The 18,087-nt window shown below is 59.8% G+C and carries 16 protein-coding genes; 7 read left to right on the top strand and 9 right to left on the bottom strand.

Going from position 1 to position 18,087, the window contains the following annotated elements:
* Positions 1–29: 29 nt before the first annotated feature.
* The 3 genes from rpe to PH256_RS06335 all read right to left on the bottom strand — a co-directional run bounded on the left by rpe (position 30) and on the right by PH256_RS06335 (position 3,331).
* Positions 30–680: a ribulose-phosphate 3-epimerase gene (rpe, locus tag PH256_RS06345; RefSeq protein WP_270913443.1), complete on the bottom strand. Its 651-nt coding sequence runs from the start codon at positions 678–680 to the stop codon at positions 30–32.
* 488 nt (positions 681–1,168) lie between these two features.
* Positions 1,169–2,635, bottom strand: a complete 1,467-nt coding sequence (locus PH256_RS06340) for a sensor histidine kinase (protein ID WP_270913442.1) — start codon at positions 2,633–2,635, stop codon at positions 1,169–1,171.
* A 6-nt stretch (positions 2,636–2,641) separates the two neighbouring features.
* Complete coding sequence (locus tag PH256_RS06335; protein ID WP_087183195.1) at positions 2,642–3,331, bottom strand: response regulator transcription factor; 690 nt, start codon at positions 3,329–3,331, stop codon at positions 2,642–2,644.
* Positions 3,332–3,556: 225 nt separating this feature from the next.
* On the opposite strand from PH256_RS06335, the gene PH256_RS06330 reads away from it, so the two are divergent.
* The 5 genes from PH256_RS06330 (at position 3,557) to PH256_RS06310 (ending at position 7,505) form a co-directional block, all read left to right on the top strand.
* Positions 3,557–3,979, top strand: coding sequence for a hypothetical protein (locus PH256_RS06330; RefSeq protein ID WP_270913441.1), 423 nt, complete (start codon positions 3,557–3,559; stop codon positions 3,977–3,979).
* Between the two features lie 5 nt (positions 3,980–3,984).
* Complete coding sequence (locus PH256_RS06325) at positions 3,985–4,695, top strand: hypothetical protein (protein WP_270913440.1); 711 nt, start codon at positions 3,985–3,987, stop codon at positions 4,693–4,695.
* Between the two features lie 354 nt (positions 4,696–5,049).
* Entirely contained in the window at positions 5,050–6,162 is a 1,113-nt protein-coding gene (ychF, locus tag PH256_RS06320; protein WP_087183190.1) for a redox-regulated ATPase YchF, read from the top strand.
* A 16-nt stretch (positions 6,163–6,178) separates the two neighbouring features.
* Positions 6,179–6,868, top strand: coding sequence for a 5'-methylthioadenosine/adenosylhomocysteine nucleosidase (locus tag PH256_RS06315; protein WP_087183189.1), 690 nt, complete (start codon positions 6,179–6,181; stop codon positions 6,866–6,868).
* A gap of 415 nt (positions 6,869–7,283) precedes the next feature.
* Positions 7,284–7,505: a hypothetical protein gene (locus PH256_RS06310; protein WP_087183188.1), complete on the top strand. Its 222-nt coding sequence runs from the start codon at positions 7,284–7,286 to the stop codon at positions 7,503–7,505.
* 70 nt (positions 7,506–7,575) lie between these two features.
* Here PH256_RS06310 and PH256_RS06305 read toward each other — a convergent pair whose 3' ends face one another.
* From PH256_RS06305 to malQ, 4 genes are all read right to left on the bottom strand, one after another.
* Entirely contained in the window at positions 7,576–11,238 is a 3,663-nt protein-coding gene (locus PH256_RS06305) for a beta-glucosidase (protein WP_270913438.1), read from the bottom strand.
* A 371-nt stretch (positions 11,239–11,609) separates the two neighbouring features.
* Positions 11,610–12,578 (bottom strand): helix-turn-helix domain-containing protein, encoded by a 969-nt coding sequence (locus tag PH256_RS06300; protein WP_270913436.1) that lies wholly within the window; start codon positions 12,576–12,578, stop codon positions 11,610–11,612.
* Positions 12,579–12,658: 80 nt separating this feature from the next.
* Positions 12,659–13,120, bottom strand: a complete 462-nt coding sequence (locus tag PH256_RS06295) for a hypothetical protein (protein WP_087183187.1) — start codon at positions 13,118–13,120, stop codon at positions 12,659–12,661.
* Between the two features lie 77 nt (positions 13,121–13,197).
* Entirely contained in the window at positions 13,198–14,823 is a 1,626-nt protein-coding gene (gene malQ / locus PH256_RS06290) for a 4-alpha-glucanotransferase (protein WP_270913433.1), read from the bottom strand.
* 214 nt (positions 14,824–15,037) lie between these two features.
* On the opposite strand from malQ, the gene PH256_RS06285 reads away from it, so the two are divergent.
* Both PH256_RS06285 and trmB read left to right on the top strand, forming a co-directional pair.
* Positions 15,038–16,207, top strand: coding sequence for an alanyl-tRNA editing protein (locus tag PH256_RS06285; protein WP_270913431.1), 1,170 nt, complete (start codon positions 15,038–15,040; stop codon positions 16,205–16,207).
* A 51-nt stretch (positions 16,208–16,258) separates the two neighbouring features.
* Entirely contained in the window at positions 16,259–17,017 is a 759-nt protein-coding gene (gene trmB, locus PH256_RS06280; protein WP_270913429.1) for a tRNA (guanosine(46)-N7)-methyltransferase TrmB, read from the top strand.
* 73 nt (positions 17,018–17,090) lie between these two features.
* On the opposite strand, the gene PH256_RS06275 is transcribed toward trmB, so the two are convergent.
* Together PH256_RS06275 and PH256_RS06270 are read right to left on the bottom strand one after the other, a co-directional pair.
* Positions 17,091–17,372, bottom strand: coding sequence for a Dabb family protein (locus tag PH256_RS06275; protein ID WP_270913428.1), 282 nt, complete (start codon positions 17,370–17,372; stop codon positions 17,091–17,093).
* 44 nt (positions 17,373–17,416) lie between these two features.
* On the bottom strand, positions 17,417–18,067 hold the full coding sequence (locus PH256_RS06270) for an HAD family hydrolase (protein ID WP_270913427.1): 651 nt from the start codon (positions 18,065–18,067) through the stop codon (positions 17,417–17,419).
* Positions 18,068–18,087: the final 20 nt, after the last annotated feature.

Genomic DNA, 18,087 nt, shown 5'->3' with positions numbered 1-18,087 from the left:
TGCTCCCTTCGTTGCAAAATTTGGGCCGTTCACAGGCTTTTCAGCCCGCGCACGGCGGCGGCCATGTCGGCCTTGCCGAACACCGCGCTGCCTGCCACCAGAAGATTGGCGCCCGCGGCCACACACTCGGGGCCGGTCACCGCGTCCACGCCGCCGTCCACCTCCAGCCAGGGCGAAAGGCCACGGGCATCGCACGCGGCGCGCAGCTCCCTGAGCTTATCCAGCGCGCTGGGCATGAACTTCTGGCCGCCGAAGCCCGGCTCCACGCTCATCACCAGCACCAGCTCCAGCCGGTCCAGGTAAGGCAGAACCGCGCTTGCCGGGGTGCCCGGCTTGATGGACAGGCCTGCCTTGCAGCCCGCCGCATGGATGGCGTCGATGGTTTCGCCCGGATCGCTCTCGCTCTCCAGATGGAAGGTGATGCAGCCCGCGCCGGCCTTCACAAAGGCCTCCACATAGTCCAGCGGGCGGCGGATCATCAGATGTACGTCGAAAAAGGCCTCGGGCAGGGCCTTGTGCAGGCTTTGCAGCACCGGCACGCCAAAGCTGATGTTGGGCACAAAGCAGCCGTCCATCACATCGAAGTGCAGCATGTCGGCTCCGGCATTCAGCACCTGGCGGCATTCATCACCCAGGCGGGCGAAATCCGCCGCCAGGATTGAGGGGCTCAGTTGAGTCATGGGAAAAGGTCCTCCTTATGGATCACGCGCAACGGGCCCGCTCTACAAATCGTAAAACGTCAGAGCGTGCGCAAAGATATACAGTATAATTTTATCCTATTTCCCGCTAAAAAGCAAACCGCCATAACCCTTTTCACGTTTTTTGCACAAAAACAACAAAAAGCGCGGTTTAGCCGGTGTGGCACAAGAAAACGACGGTTCTGCCGTAGGATTTTGGCGCACAAAATATTCAAAGGGGCGGGCAAGCCACCAAGGCTTGCTCCGCCCCTTTTCGTACTTTCTGCATCCAAAATCCTGGGGCAGAACTGCGAAGCACCGGAAAAGGCCCGATTTTGATGGGAGTGCAAGGAAAAGGCCCGCAGGCACCCTTGGTGGTTGTCAAGGGGCTTTGACGCTGCAATCCCGCAAAAGCGGCCCTTTTCCGGCGTCGTTTTCTTATGTCACGCCGGCTTCCCAGCCCATTGGTCGGAAACCGCACCTCTTATTTTTTACTTTTTCCCGGCCTGCTTGCGCCGCTGCTCCGGCGGTGCCTCGCAGGGCAGGGTGAAGTTGAACTGGCACCACTGGCCCTCCTCGCTCTCGGCCCAGATCTTGCCGCCGGAAAGGCCCACCAGAATCTTGCAGATGTGCAGCCCCAGGCCGCTGCCCCGGGCGTTCAGGCCCCGGCTCTTATCCTCTTTGTAGAACCGCTCGAACACGAAGGGCAGTGCGTCCGCCCCGATGCCCTGGCCGGAGTTCCGGATGGACACCGTGACCATGCCGCCGCTCTTTTTCACCGAGAAGCGGATGTAGCCGCCCTCGGGGGTGAACTTGAGGGCATTGTCCAGAATGTTGTAGAGCACCTGATACACCAGGTCCTGGTCCGCGTAGACCGGAGTGCGGGTGGGAGCCAGGCCCTGAATCTCCACATGCTGGTTCTGGATGCGCTGCTCGGCGCTGAACACCACGCCGGTGATGCTCTCCCAGATATCATAGCTCTGGGCGTTCACCCGGTACTCGCCCGCCTCCAGCTTGGAGATGTCCAGCATGTTCTGGATCAGGCGGGTCAGGCGGCCCACCTCCTGGCTCACCAGGCCCAGATAGTGCTGGCGCATGTCGTCAGGAATGGTACCGTCCAGCATGCCGTCGATAAAGCCCTTGATGCTGGTCATGGGGGTGCGCAGCTCGTGGGCAATGTTGCCCATGAAGCTGGCCCGGGAGGAATCGATGGTCTCCAGGTTGCGGGCCATATTATTAAAGGTCACCGCCAGCTGGGCCACCTCGTCGTTGCCGTCCACCGGAACGCGCACGCTGAAATCGCCGCTGCCGAACTTGCGGGCAGCCTCGCTGATGCGCCGCAGCGGAGTGGTGAGCCGGTTGGTCACAAAGATGGCCAGCAGGCTGGCCGCCAGAAGCAGTAAACCGGCACTGAGCACAAAGATGGAGAACATGTCGCTCACGAACACGTTCAGGCTGGCCGCGCTGGCCGAGGCGAACACATAGCCGCTGGCCGCGCCGGTTTCGTCCCGCATGACCCGGCCCACGGTATAGTATTTTCCGGCGTACAGCCCGCCCAGGTTGCCGGTCTCAAAAAAACCGTCCTCGTCCTGAGCCTGGCGCAGGATCTCAGCGTCCACCTGGCTGCCGATCAGCTGCTCGGCCTCGTTCTGGGTATACAGCATCACCTGGCCGGAAGCGTCGGTGAGCAGCAGGTTGGTGCTGCTGGTGCGGCCGATCAGCTTCATCTGGTCCTGCACCGTGGTGCGGGCGCTTTCGTCCTCCAGCAGGCGGCGCAGGGGGGAATCCTCCTGCACCTGCATGGCGGTCACCTGCACCACGTCGTTCAGGGTGCTGCGCTTATCCTCCTGGAAATAGCCCATCACCAGATACATCTGGATCAGGCCCATCACCGCCGTGCTCACGATGAGCAGAATGGCGGTGGTGCTGAAATACATGGAACTGATGCTTTTTCTCACGCGCGATCAATCCTTTGCTTCAAACTTGTAGCCCACGCCCCAGACGGTCTTCAGGCTCCACTGGTCGCTGGCGCCCTCCAGCTTTTCCCGCAGGCGCTTGATGTGCACGTCGATGGTGCGGGAGTCGCCGTAATACTCGAAGCCCCACACCTCGTCCAGCAGCTGGTCGCGGGTGAACACCCGGTTGGGATGACCGGCAAGATAGGCCAGCAGCTCCAGCTCCTTGGGGGGGGCCTCCACCACCTTGCCCTTCACCTTCAGCTCGTAGCGGCTCATGTCCAGCGAGAGGTTCTCGAACTGGATCACGCCGTCCTTGCCGGACTCCTCCGGGTTGCAGCGGCGCAGCACCGCCTTGATGCGGGCCACCACCTCTTTGGAGTCAAAGGGCTTGACCACATAGTCGTCGGCGCCCAGCTCCAGGCCCAGCACCTTGTCGAAGGTCTCGCCCTTGGCGGTGAGCATGATGATGGGGGTGTTGGCCTGGGCGCGGATACGGCGGCAGACCTCCCAGCCGTCCATCTTGGGCATCATCACATCCAGCAGCACCATATTGGGCTTGTTCTGTTCAAACAGCTCCAGGGCCTTTTCGCCGTCGTGTGCGATCAGGGTCTCGTAGCCTTCCTTGGCCAGATACAAGCGCAGCAGTTCGCAGATGTTCTGGTCATCGTCCACGATCAAAATTTTCTGGTTGGGCATATTCTCCCGCTCCTTTTTCTTTTACCGGGCCGCAGGGATGCCCCGCGGCCCGGATTGTTTCAGCTAATTGTATTTATTATACAATAGAAATGTGGACAAAAAAAGAACACCGCACTAATCGCTCTATCAGTTGACCGCACTAATCGCTCTATCAGTTGACACGCTTCAGAGCCCTGCGTATAATAAAAAATCATGCCGAAATCATAAATATGAGTTCTCGGGTATATGGAGGATTGGCCAATGGCAACGGGCAGCAAAAAAATCGACTATCGATTCAAAATTCTATACGTTGTGGGCATCTATCTAGTATGTGCCAGCCATGCCCAGGGAGGCGGACTTTACCTGCTGACTGATTGGTTTCCTTATACTGGATTTCAGGTGGCCCTGTTTGTATTCTGCTCGGGCTATTTCTACAAGAGTGATTCCGAATCCCACGTTGGCCGGTACATCTGGAAAAAGATTAAGACACTAATTGTCCCACTGTATCTCTACACCATTATCTACGGACTCATCGTGCAACTACTTCGCACAAAAGGTTTTACAATCGGGGCAGACTTCACCTTGCATAACATCATCATCATGCCGCTCATTGACGGTCATCAGTTCGGCTACAATCTAGGCGGCTGGTTCATCACTCCATTTTTCTGACCGAGTTGGGCAATATTCTGGGTCGCAAACTATTGAAAAGTATCCACAAGAACATTCCAGAGACAGTTTTCTTTGTTATAGGGCTGGCATTAGGTATCCTAGGCAACCAGCTGGTCTGTTCCGGCTTTGTGTACGGCTGGCAGCTAATCATAGTTCGCACCCTCTATTTTGTCCCTTTTTACGCTCTTGGGATCTTTTATAAAAGCGTTCTGGAAAAATACGACCGAAAGGTTCCCAGTTTCTGGTATTTTTCAGCAGTCTTTTTGATCAATTTGCTGATTATATGGTATCTAGGCAGAGTCCCCCAGTACACCCCCTCCTGGTGCAACGATTTCGTTGACGGTCCTGTTTTTCCCATCGTAGTGGGATTTGTGCGCATCGCGCTGTGGATGCGCATCGCCACTATCCTCAGTCCGGTTGTGGGGCGCAGCAAATGGGTTAACTTAGTAGCCGACAACACCTATTCCATCATGATGAATCATATTCTGGGGTTCATGGTAGTCAAAACCATATTCGCTACAATAAACCTGCTGGGCTGGGGCTTTGAAGACTTTGACTGGCTCAGCTACAAGACAGATATCTGGTGGTTCTATAAACCCAAAGGACTGGACCAAATGTTGCTGATCTATGTGGTCTTCGGTATCATTTTCTCCATTGTAATCCAAAAGTTGATCAATATCCTCAAACAGCGGCTGCGGAGACGCTCTGCAACCTGACTCCGCTTTGAGAATAGGGGTAGACAGTCCCGTGCTGTGTATTCACTAGACATATCCAGCGACGATCTTGCTCAAGAAAAAAGGCATTTCTGTACTGCCGTCCCAGACGCACAAGAGCGGCCAATTATTCCGTACAATTCATCGGAGTGGGTTTGTGATGTATTCATTTTCTTCAATGGCCAGTTCGGCAATGCACCTTGAGAAACGGGGCCGTATATGCTATCATTATCATGTCGTGGTGTGCGCTTTTGCTCCATGCCCTCCGCCCAGAATCGGGCGCGGAACGCGAACGGAGCGGCAGCCAAAGCGCTTGCCCTGGAACCAGCAAGAAAAATTAAGGAGATAGATCGAATTATGAAATTAGGTATTGTGGGCCTGCCCAACGTGGGCAAGAGCACCCTGTTCAACGCCATCACCAGCACCAAGAACGCCGCCGCGGCCAACTACCCCTTCTGCACCATCGACCCCAACACCGGCATCGTGCCCGTGCCGGACGCCCGGCTGGACAAGCTGGCCGAAATCTGGGAGACCAACAAGAAGACCCCCGCCATCGTGGAGTTCGTGGACATCGCCGGTCTGGTGAAGGGCGCTTCCAAGGGCGAGGGTCTGGGCAACAAGTTCCTGGGCAACATCCGCGAGTGTGACGCCATTGTGCATGTGGTTCGCTGCTTCGGCGGCACCGACATCGTGCATGTGGACGGCAGCGTGGACCCCCTGCGCGACATCGAGACCATCGACACCGAGCTGATTCTGAGCGACCTGGAGGTCGTTTCCAACCGGGCCGCCCGCTTCGCCAAGGCCGCCAAGACCGGCGACAAGAAGGCCGGCGCCTCCGCCGCCTGGCTGGAGCAGCTGGCCGACCATCTGGGCAAGGGCAAGAACGCCCGCAGCTTCGACTTCGACCTGGAGGACGAGGACCAGGCGCTGCAGCTGAAGGAGATGGGCCTGCTCACCTACAAGCCGGTGATCTACGCCGCCAACATGAGCGAGGACGACCTGATGGAGGGCATGGACGAGAACGTGCACTACCAGGCCGTGAAGAAGCTGGCCGCCGAGGAGGGCGCGGAGTGCATTCCCATCTGCGCCAAGACCGAGGAGGACATCGCCGACTACTCCCCCGAGGAGAAGAAAGAGTTCCTGCACGAGATGGGCATTGAGGCCACCGGTCTTGACAACCTGATCAAGGCCAGCTACAGCCTGCTGGGCCTGATCTCCTACCTGACCGACGGCAAGAAGGAGTGCCGCGCCTGGACCATCCGCAAGGGCACCAAGGCTCCCCAGGCCGCGGGCAAGATCCATTCCGACTTCGAGCGCGGCTTCATCCGCGCCAGCGTGGTGCATTACGACGACTTCGCCGCCTGCGACTTCAACATGGCCACCGTGAAGGCCAAGGGCCTGCAGCACACCGAGGGCAAGGAGTACGTGGTGCAGGACGGCGACATCATCGAGTTCCTGTTCAACGTCTGATCCAAAGGAGGAGCATATGGAGATCATCGGCATCATGGGCGCCATGCCCGACGAAGTGGAGCAGCTGTGCGCTTTGCTGGACGGGGTATCCATCGAGCCCTACGCCGGGGTGGAGTACCACCGGGGCATGCTGGGCGACAAACAGGTGGTGGTCTGCTGCGCCGGTATGGGCAAGGCCAACGCCGCCGCCACCACCCAGGTACTTATTACTAAATTCGGCGCTCAGCGCATCATCTTCTCCGGCATCGCCGGCAACATGACCGCCAAAATCGGCATCGGCGACGTGGTGGTGGGCAAGACCGTGATTTACCACGACGCCCAGGACGACATGATCGCCCAGTCCGCTCCCTTCACCGCTGAATACCCCGGTGATGAGGAGATGGTCAAGGCCGCCATGGCCGCCTGCGAAGAGGTGGGCGTGAAGGCCATTGCGGGCAAGATCGCCACCGGCGACCAGTTCGTGGGCGACAGTGCCACCAAGAACGCCATCGCCGCCAAGGTAAACCCGGACTGTGTGGAGATGGAGGGCGCGGCCGTGGCCCAGATTGCCGCCAAGAACAACGTGCCCTGCGTGGTGCTGCGCGCCATGAGCGACAACGCCGACGAGGCGGGCCACGAGGTTCTGGTGGTAAAAAAATTCAGCATCAGTGAATACGTGACCACCGCCACCCGCATTGTGGCCCGGATGCTGGAGACCCTGGACTGAGCCAGCGCAAAATCAGCTGAAAAAGAAACCCAAAGGGACGGTGCAGGCCCTGCCGCCTGCGCCGTCCCCTTTTTTCAACAATTCTTTTCTTCCCGCTGCCGGGGCGAACCGGAAAAACCTCTTTGCGGCAGGGCTTTTCAGCGTTTTAAACGCGGAAAAGTTTTCAACAAATTCAGTGCAGAGTCGTGGAAAACTCCGCAGCCCGGCCCTTTTTCGCCCCTGTTTATGCCGCTGAAAACCCGTCTTATGGTCCCTTGCGGCCCAAACGGCAAAAACCCGAACAAGCAGTTCGTCGACATTTGTCCCCCCCTGTGTTATGCTGCATGAAAAGGGGGAATTTATTCAATGAAAGGAAGTTACGCAACCCGGCGGGCCGCCCGCCGGAAACCGGCTGCTGCGGAGGAGGGCGTTGTGCTTGATCCGTTATCAGATCGTTCGACAAGAGCTTGAAACGCCCGAGCTGGGCCGCTATGTGAGCTACGGCATCGAGGCGGTGGCTCTGCCCGGCGGCCAGCGGCTGGCCTTTGTTTGTGACGTATCCACCGACGCTTCCTTTGCAGCGGATCTTGCGGACCGCTGCACCGCAGGCGCCCTGGACCCGGCCCAGCTGCTGGACGTAGTGCTGGACGCCCTTTGATCTCTCTCCACTGCAAAAAGGCATGTCCGCCATCTGAACGGACATGCCTTTTCTGTCTTTTTTTACTTTTTTACTGGAGACTGCCGCTCAGCTGGCAGGTAATGCCGGTCTCCTCGTTCAGAATCTCCAGAGCATAGGTGCTGCCGTCCTGCGTGGTAGCGGTGAACTCCCGCTGGCCGCTCAGCCGGATGCTTCCATCCTCCAGCTTCTCCCAGCTGCCCTTATCGCCCTCGATGCCGCTATTCTCCGCGTTATAATCCCAGTACAGAGCGAAGCTTCCGTCCTCATTCAGAGTCACATGGCTTTTCAGCCAGCTCTGCTCCCCTTCGCCCTGACCATCCAGCTGGAGGAACACGCCCTCCGCCGGGGCTGCGGCAGAAGCCTCTCCGGCCAGACTGCCGCTCAGCTGGCAGGTAATACCGGTCTCCTCGTTCAGAATCTCCAGAGCATAGGTGCTGCCGTCCTGCGTGGTAGCGGTGAACTCCCGCTGGCCGCTCAGCCGGATGCTTCCATCCTCCAGCTTCTCCCAGCTGCCCTTATCGCCCTCGATGCCGCTATTCTCCGCGTTATAATCCCAGTACAGAGCGAAGCTTCCGTCCTCATTCAGAGTCACATGGCTTTTCAGCCAGCTCTGCTCCCCTTCGCCCTGACCATCCAGCTGGAGGAACACGCCCTCCGCCGGGGCTGCGGCAGAAACCTCTCCGGCCAGACTGCCGCTCAGCTGGCAGGTAATACCGGTCTCCTCGTTCAGAATCTCCAGAGCATAGGTGCTGCCGTCCTGCGTGGTGGCGGTGAACTCCCGCTGGCCGCTCAGCCGGATGCTTCCATCCTCCAGCTTCTCCCAGCTGCCCTTATCGCCCTCGATGCCGCTATTCTCCGCGTTATAATCCCAGTACAGAGCGAAGCTTCCGTCCTCATTCAGAGTCACATGGCTTTTCAGCCAGCTCTGCTCCCCTTCGCCCTGACCATCCAGCTGGAGGAACACGCCCTCCGCCGGGGTCTCTTCCACCGGCAGGGACCCGGCGGAAGAGGCCGAATCGGAAGATGCCGCAATGCTGTCTGCGGCGGAAAACTGCGAAGCAGGCTGAGACGGCCCGCGCATGATCAGCACGAGGGCCACAAGCACTGCAAGCACAGTGATCCCAATCACAATGCCGGCCTTGTGTCGGCGCTTCAGCGTGCGTCCACCCAGCACCAGAAGCACCAGAGCGGACACGATGAGCCCATCGACCAGAGCCAGAAGCATCAGCCAGTAAGGCGCGTTGTCTGCCGCAACCGAGACCGCAACGCTGTTTGCCTGTGTATACAGGATATTGTGGCAGGCGCGGCGCATAGCCTGCTGCATGGCGTTGGTGCTGCTGTCCAGGGTAACCCCCATCAGGCAGAGCATCATATCGCCGCCTGCGGGCAGCGCCAGATTCACATCCATCCAGCTGGTATTGCCCATGGCGGAATCGGTGACCACCATGCCCTCAAAGCCCCACTCCTGCCGCAGCACCTGAGTGAGCAAAGCATAGCTGGCACCGGCCCAGGTATTGCCCAAATAGTTATAGCTGCTCATGATGGCGGTGGTACCACCCTCTTTTACAGCCAGCTCGAAGGGCTTGAGGTAAAGCTCGCGCATGGACTGCTCGTTGGCCCATACCGAGATGGAAAGCCGGTCACTCTCTTGGTCATTGAGTGCAAAGTGTTTCACATAGCAATACACGCCCTGGCTGGAGCAGCCCTTTACCATGGCAGCGGCCAGTTTGCCGGAAAGCAAACCGTCCTCGGCGTAGTATTCAAAGTTACGGCCACTGAAGGGGGTGCGGTGAATGTTTGCGCCGGGCGCATACAGACCAACCACTCGGTTTGCAGCTGCCTCGGCCGCGAACACCTGACCGAACCGTTCCACCAGCTCTGTATTCCAGCTGGCACCGATCAGCACCTGGCTGGGGAAGGGAACACCCTTCAGATTGCTGGTCAGGCTGTTCAGGCCCGCCGGGCCATCCAAATCGGTGGTGGCGGGCTTGCCCACGCTGTCCACCTGAGGAGTGGACCAGCCACCGTTGGCGATCATATTTGTCATATCCGCCACGCTCAGCTGCTCCAGCAGCAGCTCCCACTTGGCATCGTCATAGTCCAGGCCCCTCATATCCTCCAGCACAAGACCATGCTGGCCAAAGGCGATGGGCTCGGCATCCTCCAGCACGGGCTGGGGCTTACTGCTGAACACAGCCACGGTCTCGGCACTGGCCTCCTTGCCATCCTGCCGGGAGGTGGGCAGCGTTCCCTCCCAATCCCAACGGGATACATACTGCGTAATCTGACCGCTGCTCACATCCTCAAACCGGTTGACCGCGGCCTGGTGGTCGCTGGAACGGGGAGCGTCCTGTCCATACACCACGGTCTGCTCCACGGAATAAACACGCTGGTCAATCTCCTCGTGGGCGTTCTTCATCAGACGGATCTGGTAGTCGCCCGCTTCCAGCACATAGCTGCCGCCGTTCTTTTCGTCATAGGAAGCCATGTCTTCCACGGCGAATTCCACCGAAACGGTGTCGGATTCACCGGGTTCCAGCAGTTTGGTCTTTCCAAACCCTGCCAGCACCACATGGGATTTTTCGATTCCACCCACAGTATAGGGGGCGGTATAGTACACCTGAACCACATCCTTGCCGGCCACGGCACCGGTGTTGGTCACCTGCACTTCCATGCGGATGGTCTTACCGTCCGCCGAAAAGTTCTGGATGCTCTGCTCAAATTCCGTATAGGACAGGCCATAACCAAAGGGATACTGCACAGCCTTTCGATATGCCTCTTCGTCACACAGGCCGGTGGCATTGTCGATCCACCGGGTCTCATAGAATCGGTACCCCACATAGATGCCTTCGGCATATTCCACATAGTTCCGCTCCAGATTGGAATAGGCAAAGCTGCCCGCATTCCAATAAGCCGGAGAAGAGGTAAGATCGTATGCATAGGTATCCGTCAAGCGCCCGGAAGGGGTCACCGCTCCGCTCAGGATCTGCCCCACTGCCTCGAAACCGGTAGAGCCGGGACCACCGATCCAAAGAGCCGCATCCACGCCATCCTGCTGCACAAATCCCAGTTCCATGGCGTTGGAGGAATTGATCAACACGATCACCCGGGCAAAGCCCTGCGCTTTCACCAGTTCCAGCAGATCCTTCTCATCCTGGGTCAGTTCCAAATAATGGGTACCGTCATCGGTGTCGCTGTAGCCCGCGGCATACATGTCCTGAGGCAGGTCGCCGCCCTCGCCGCCGGTGCGGGAGAACATGACCAGCGCTGTGTCGGAAAACGCCTTGGCGTTCTGCAAAAGCTGCTGGTCATACTGGGCCGCCGGTACCTCTACCGGAGTAAAATTGGCCCCCACAAAGCCCTTCTGGCTGGGTCGTTTCACACCGGAATTTTTATAAAAATTCACCAGTTCCTGGTTTACTTCAAACCCGCTTGCAGTCAGTCCCTCGATCAGATCCACATTGTTCGAGGTATCGCCCGCACCACTTCCGGTTCCACCGTACAGTGGATCTACCGTAGCGTATCCGAACAGATTCACCTTTGTTCCCTGCTCCAGAGGCAGCGCACCGTTTTTATTTTCCAACAAAACGATGCCTTCACCTGCCAGCTCCCGAGCCATCTCCCGGCTGGCTTGCTGGGCCTCCTCCGGGCTTAGATTCAATGCCTGCGTGCCCGCTCTGCCACTGAGCAGCGGATTCAGATTCGCCGCCATGAACGCAGTGATCGCCGGATAAAACGCCGCACATGCCGTGTTTACCGCAATTGCCAGCGTTACCAGTAACGCTGCGGCCGCCACTCGCATTTTCCGAGTTTTACTTGACTTCTCCATGTTTCCTTGGCACCTTTCCGTAAATTTCACAACCTGGGTTGCGTTTCCGGTCCTCATTGTAAACCGTCGTGTTATGTTACGGTCAAGTGAGCAATTTTACACAAAACCAGCGCACCCCATTCAGCATTCCGACCATGCCTGCCACCTTTCCTGCAAAAAAGAAGCGGTTGCTGCAGATTCAGCGGTGCAAAACCATCTAACTGTGTCATGGTTTTTCCAAAAAAAATCCCCCGGCTTTCGCCGGGGCATTCCATTCAGTAAACCAGTAAAACCGCAAGCTGGCCCGGATTTTTCTCATCCAGCGCGATCGCGTCGCCCAAGGTCTGCCGGATCTGTTCTCGCAGCGATTCCCCCTGGGGAGTTTCCAGATAGGCCTGCATTCGAGAACAGCACTGCAGCAAATTGTTCCCATAGCGTTCAAAGCGGCCGGTAAACTGACTCATCAGCCGCGTCGCCTCCGTATCCCCATAGAGCTCGGAGACCGGCCGAACAAAGGTTTCATAATGTTCCCGCCAGTCTCGCACAAAGGCCGCATCCCGCAGTTTGTTTTCCAGCTCCTTCGCCATCTGCTCCACCTGCATGAGAATATTCTCGGGCTCCAATTCCATGATACGGCGGACCCGGTTGTTATTCTCCACAAACATAATCTCCAGCTTTTGAGGGGTAAGGTCCTCCAGAAAATCACGCAGCGCCAGCAGCGGTGGCTGATGCATTTCCATCAGCCGGTCCACCAGCCGCTCCCACAGATACCTGCGGTATTCGTTCATCTCCAGCCCCTGCAGAAAGGTTCCCCAAAAATAGCTCACCAAAAAGGAGGCTTCCTGCCGGGTCAACTCCGCCCTGGGCTCGGGCAACCGCTGGGGCAGTTCCGCCCGCAAACGGTCGCTTTCCTCCATATTATCCAGCGGAGCCTTGCGAACGACCCGTTCCAGCTGTTCGATCTGCCACTGGCTGATCTCCAGCTGACGTTTTTTCTGCTGGATCATTCGATCCAGCAGAAAGCGGCTCAGCCGGGGATGCTCCAGCAGGTCCCGGATGGTGGAAAGCGGACAATCCAGCAGGCGCAGCCGCTGGATCAACTGCAGCCGGTGCACATCCTCCGCAGAAAAATCATAATATCCGTTTTCCTGTTCCGCAACCGGCTTCACAAGCCCAAGCTTTATGTAATGATGAATGGTTTTGCGGTGAATGCCTGTACATTCACTCACCTGTGCGATTCGCATGCAGTTCCTCCTTCATATAAACCGTTCAGGCTCCGGTCCTTTCAGACCGGAGCCTTGCGGCATGACTTTGCAGGCCCGATTCACAGAAAATCCCGCATCTGGCGGGCGGTGCGCTCCTCGAACTGCTGCAATTCGTTCAGCAGTCCCAGTGCGCCGGTGCTGGCCGCCGGGTGGTCCTTGCGGGCCTTCTCGCAGTCCATCACACCCTGGTTCGCCCCCTGGATGACCATATCCGCCAGGTTGCGGGTGGAACGGTCGGCGAGGGTCTCGGTCCAGATGCCCATTTTGGCCATCAGCTTCACCGCCGGGCTCTGCCCGTGGCTCTGCTCGCCCAGGGCTGCCATGGCCGCATGGGCCTGCTGGTTGATGCGCCGGTACTCCTGCTGCTGGGCCAGCAGACTGGCCTTCAATTGCTTGTCGTCGGTCACGTCGATCAGCTGGTCCAGGCTGTTCTTGCCCATTTCGGTATTGCGCACGATCTCGTTGAGCACGGCCTGGTTGTCGTTGTCACCGTGGTTCTGGTCATTTCTTCGTTCACTCATCAAAATGCCCCCTTTGAAACTGGCTGGCGGAGCAAGCTTGCCCCGACTAAAGCCATTGTTCCCAAAGGGGGTTGTCTTTATTCCTTTTCGGCCTTGGCTGCGGCTTTTTGCGCCGCCTCAGCGGTTTGTGCGGCGGGTGTCTTGGCAGCAGTTTCCGCCGGTTCTTCCTTCTGGGCGGACTTCTTCACCGGAACCACCGGCCGGGCTTCCTCTGGCTCGGGCAGCGGCGCGCAGCGGCCGTAGCGGGCGCAGGTGCGCCGGATGCGCTGGGCCAGCGCAGGAGCAAAGGCGTCCTCTTTGGCGCGCCAGGTCCAGTTTCCCATACCGGTGCCGGGGGTGTTGATGCGGCCCTCGGCCCCCAGCTCCAGCCAGTCGGCCATGGGGATGACCGCCAGATTGGCGCAGCTGGACAGCACGCCCCGCAAAAAGCCCCGCACCGAGCCCTCCATGGCGTTCAAGCCCAGATAGTTCTTGGCCCGGGCCAGTTCCTTGGGATCGCCGTTTTTCAGCCAGTCCCGCAGGGTGGTGTTGTCGTGGGTACCGGGATAAACCACACAGTTGGGGATGTGATTATGGGGCAGGTACTCGTTCTCCGGTGTGCCGCCGAAGGCGAACTGCATCACCTTCATGCCCGGGTAGCCGCTCTCCTTCAGCAGCACCCGCACGCTGTCGAACAGATCGCCCAGGTCCTCGGCCACGATGGGCAGCTTGCCCAGCTTTGCCTCCAGGGCGCGGAACAGGTCCATACCGGGGCCGTATTCCCAGTCGCCCACCCGGGCGTTTTCCCGCCCGGCGGGAATGGCGTAATAGGTATCAAAGGCGCGGAAGTGGTCGATGCGCAGCCGGTCGTACATGGTGAGCGCGTGCTCCACCCGGCGAATCCACCAGGCGTAGCCGCTGGCCTTGTGCTGGGGCCAATCATACAGCGGGTTGCCCCAGAGCTGGCCGTCCTCGGAGAAGTAATCCGGCGGGCAGCCCGCCACACGGGTGAGCTTGCCCTCCTCGTCCACCTGGAACAGCTTGCCGCCGGCCCAGGCATCGGCGGAGTCCGCCGCCACATAGATGGGGATGTCGCCCAGAATCTGCACGCCCTTGTCGTTGGCGTAGGCCTTCAGGGCCATCCACTGGCGGTAGCCCTGGTACTGCAAAAAGCGCCAGAAGCCCAGCTCCTCGGCGTTCTCCTCCCGCAGCTGCTCCAGCGCCTGGGGCTGCCGGGTGCGCAGCGGCGCAGGCCATTCCGGATAGGCCTTCATCTTGTTCAGGCCCTTGGCAGTCATGTAGAGGGCGTAGTCCTCCAGCCAGTCCTCGTTCCAGAAGCAGAAGGTGTAGTAATCGTCCGGCAGCCAGGCCTGGAAACGCGCATAGGCCTGCCGCAGCACCGTAAAGCGCCCCTCGTACAGCGCGCCGTAGTCCACCGCCTCCGGGCTTTCGCCCCAGTCGATGGTGCCGTACTCTTCCTTTTCCAGCAGGCCCTCTTCCCGCAGGGTGTCCAGGTCGATGAAATAGGGATTGATGGCAAAGGCCGAGCAGCTCTGATAGGGGCTGTCACCGTAGCCGGTGGGCGAAAGGGGCAAAATCTGCCAGATCTGCTGGCCCGCCTGGGCCAAAAAGTCCACAAAGGCATAGGCCTGCTTGCCGAAGCTGCCGATGCCGTAAGGCCCCGGCAGGCTGGACACAGGCATCAAAACGCCGCATTCCCGCATAACAACCGCTCCTTTTTCGCTGTGTGGCCCCGGGGCTTCCCCCTCACGGCGCGCCGGGGCTTCTTGTCTTGTATAGAATTGTTCTTATTATAGCATAAAGCGCGGCAAAATGGCATCGGTGCGCGCAAAGTATGGCTCTTTTGTGCTATAATAGATGCACTCAGCGGATACCCTGCCCGCAGCCCGCGGGCTTTTTTGTGCAAAGGAGCTTTTTATGACGCAGACCGAAGCGCTTTATTATATTCAGCCGCCGGTGGGCGAGTTCACCGCCCGGGTGCTCAGCTGCACCCAGGAGGGCGAAGCCTGGGCCGTGACGTTGGACCGCACCGCCTTTTACCCGGAGGGGGGCGGCCAGCCCGCCGACCGGGGCACCCTGGGCGGCGCGGACGTGCTGGACGTGCACGAAAAGGGCGGCCAGGTGGTGCATCGTCTTTCCGCCCCGCTGACAGAGGGCGAGACGGTCACTGGTAACGTGGACCTTGACCGCCGGCTGGAGATGAGCCAGCAGCACACCGGCGAGCACATTCTCTCCGGCACGCTGCACGCCATGTTCGGAGCCGAGAACGTGGGCTTTCACATCGGGCAGGACTACCTGACCATGGACACCAGCGTCCCCATCTCGGACGAAGGCCTTGCCGAGGCCGAGGCCCGGGCCAACCGGGTGATCTGGCAGAACGTGCCGGTGGAGGCGGTGTGGCACACCAAGGAAGAGCTGGCGGACCTGACCTACCGGAGCAAAAAGGAGCTGGAGGGCCCGGTGCGCATCGTGACGGTGCCCGGGGCGGACTGCTGCGCCTGCTGCGGCACTCATGTGGAGCGCACCGGCCAGGTGGGCATGGTGAAGATCATCGACTGGCAGAACTACAAAAGCGGCGTGCGGCTGTTTGTGGTGTGCGGCGTGCGGGCCCTGCGGTACTTTGAGGCCCAGCGGGCGGAGGCAGCTACCATCCGGGCCACCCTGTCCGCCAAGGCAGGCCAGCTGGCCGAGGCGGTGCAGCGCCAGAGCAGTGAGCTGGAGGCCGCCCGCTACCGGTCGGTGCAGGCGGAGAACGAGCTGTTCGCGGTTCTGGCCGAGGGCGTGCAGCCCGGCGAAGCCGCCATTCTGCTGCGGCCGAACCTCAGCCCGGACGGCCTGCGGCGGCTGTGCGCGGCGCTGAGCGAGCGCACCACCGGCCTTTGCGCGGCCTTCAGCCCCACCGGAAACGGCACCCTTGCCTACGCGCTGGCCTGCACCGCGCCGGGGGCGGACCTGCGGGGGCTGTGCAAGCAGCTGAACCAGGCCTTTGCGGGCCGGGGCGGCGGCAAGCCCGGCTTTGTGCAGGGCAGCCTGACCGGCGAGTTCAACGCGGTACAAGCCTTTCTGCGGGATGCCATCCAGCCCTGAGCATCTTTTATTGCGTTTCAGACAAACACTTGTGAAGGAGAACCATAGAACATGAGAATGCGATTCAAACCCTACGCCCGGCCGGAGCTGCTGGCCTGCGACTACCACGCCCACGCCCCGCTGGAGAACAAGGGCCGCTGGCACAGCGTCTTTGCCCGCCCGGAGCAGCCGGTGCATCTGGAGCTGGGCTGCGGCAAGGGCGGTTTTCTGGCCCGGCTGGCCAGCGCCCACCCGGACATCAACTATCTGGGCATCGACATCACCGACAAGGTGCTGATTCTGGCCAAGCGGAACATCGAGCGCATCTACGCGGAAAAGGGCATGACCCCGGACAACGTGATGATCATGAGCCTGGACATCGAGCGCATCCTGAACGCCTTCGACGAGCGGGACACAGTGCAGCGCATCTACATCAACTTCTGCAACCCCTGGAACAAGAAGCTGGCCCACAAAAAGCACCGGCTCACCCACACCCGCCAGCTGGCCCTCTACCGGACCATTCTGGAGGAAAACGGCGAGATCTACTTCAAGACCGATGACGACGACCTCTTCCGGGACAGCCTGAACTACTTCCCCGAAGCGGGCTACGAGATTGTATGGAAGACCTTCGATCTGCACGCCGAGGAGCCGGAGTGGAACATCCGCACCGAGCACGAGGCCATGTTCACCGAGCAGGGCATCCCCACCAAGGCGCTGATCGCGGTGAAGAAGCCCATGACGGCCGACGAGCTGGCCGCCGCGGTGGCCGCCCGCAACCAGCGGGACAAGGAAGAAAGCGCCGCCATCCGCGCCGAAAAGGGCATCCAGTAAGCCCTTCCTTTTATAATAAGCAAACGCCCCTTTCCCGCTGTTGGGAAAGGGGCGTTTGTTGTTTGCGTGTGCTTCAGTACTCAAAGTCGCAGACGGTGCGGCTCTTTGCAATGGTGCCGATCCAGTTCTTGATGACCACATGGGGCTCGAAGTTCTGGTAGGCCTCCAGCGCCTCGCGGCTCTCCAGCTCGGCGATCAGGGCCACGTCGCAGCCCACGAAGCCACGGCCCACCTGGGCGCTCAGAAGGCCGGGGGCCTGGCCCACCAGTGCCTCCAGCTGCTCCTTCATTTTGGCGGCGTTGGCGTCCGCCTGGTCCTTGTCCGCCAGCTCCCACAATACAATGTGTTTAATCATGTTTACTCTCTCCTTTTTGTATTTACAATATAGATAAAACAGTTTCAAGGCCGGTCCAGCAGGGGGATGACCTGGGTCAGGTCCGGCAGAATCGCTCCGGCCAGGGCCTTCAGCTCCTCGTCCGGGCCGGTCAGGTCCGGCACCATCACGATGAAGCAGCCTGCCGCCGCGCCTGCCCGCACTCCGGCGGGGCTGTCCTCCAGAACCAGGCAGTTTTTCGGGTCCTTGCCCGCCAGGGCCGCCGCCTTCAAAAACACCTCCGGGTGGGGCTTTGAGCGGGTCACCTCATCGCCGCAGACCGCGCCCACAAAATACCGGTCCACCTTGGCCCGCTGCAGGTGGCCCCAGGCGCTGTCCCGTGTGGTGCTGGTGGCCAGCACCGCCGGGATGCCCCGCCGCTCCAGCTCGGCCAGCAGCTCATACAGCCCCGGCTTCACCGGCAGGCCGTCCTCCTCGATCCAGCGGGCCATGATGGCCCGGCAGACGGTGCGCATGGCGTCAAAGTCGAAGTCCTCGCCAAACACCTCCCGGCATACCTGGGCGCAGCCCAGCCGGTTGCGGCCCCGCATCCGGTCCACCACCTCGGGGCGCATGGGTACGCCCATCTGCTGCCCCGCTTCCAGCCAGGCCTTCTGGTACATCCGCTCGGTGTCGAACATCAGGCCGTCCATATCAAACAATACCGCTTCGATCATGCGTTTCTCTCCATTTCGTC

Origin of the sequence: Allofournierella sp. CML151 (genome assembly GCF_027853465.1) — a bacterium.
In the GTDB taxonomy this organism is placed as follows: domain Bacteria; phylum Bacillota; class Clostridia; order Oscillospirales; family Ruminococcaceae; genus Allofournierella.
The sequence above is the reverse complement of the archived record's forward strand: the minus strand, read 5'-3'. Positions and strand labels throughout refer to the sequence as shown.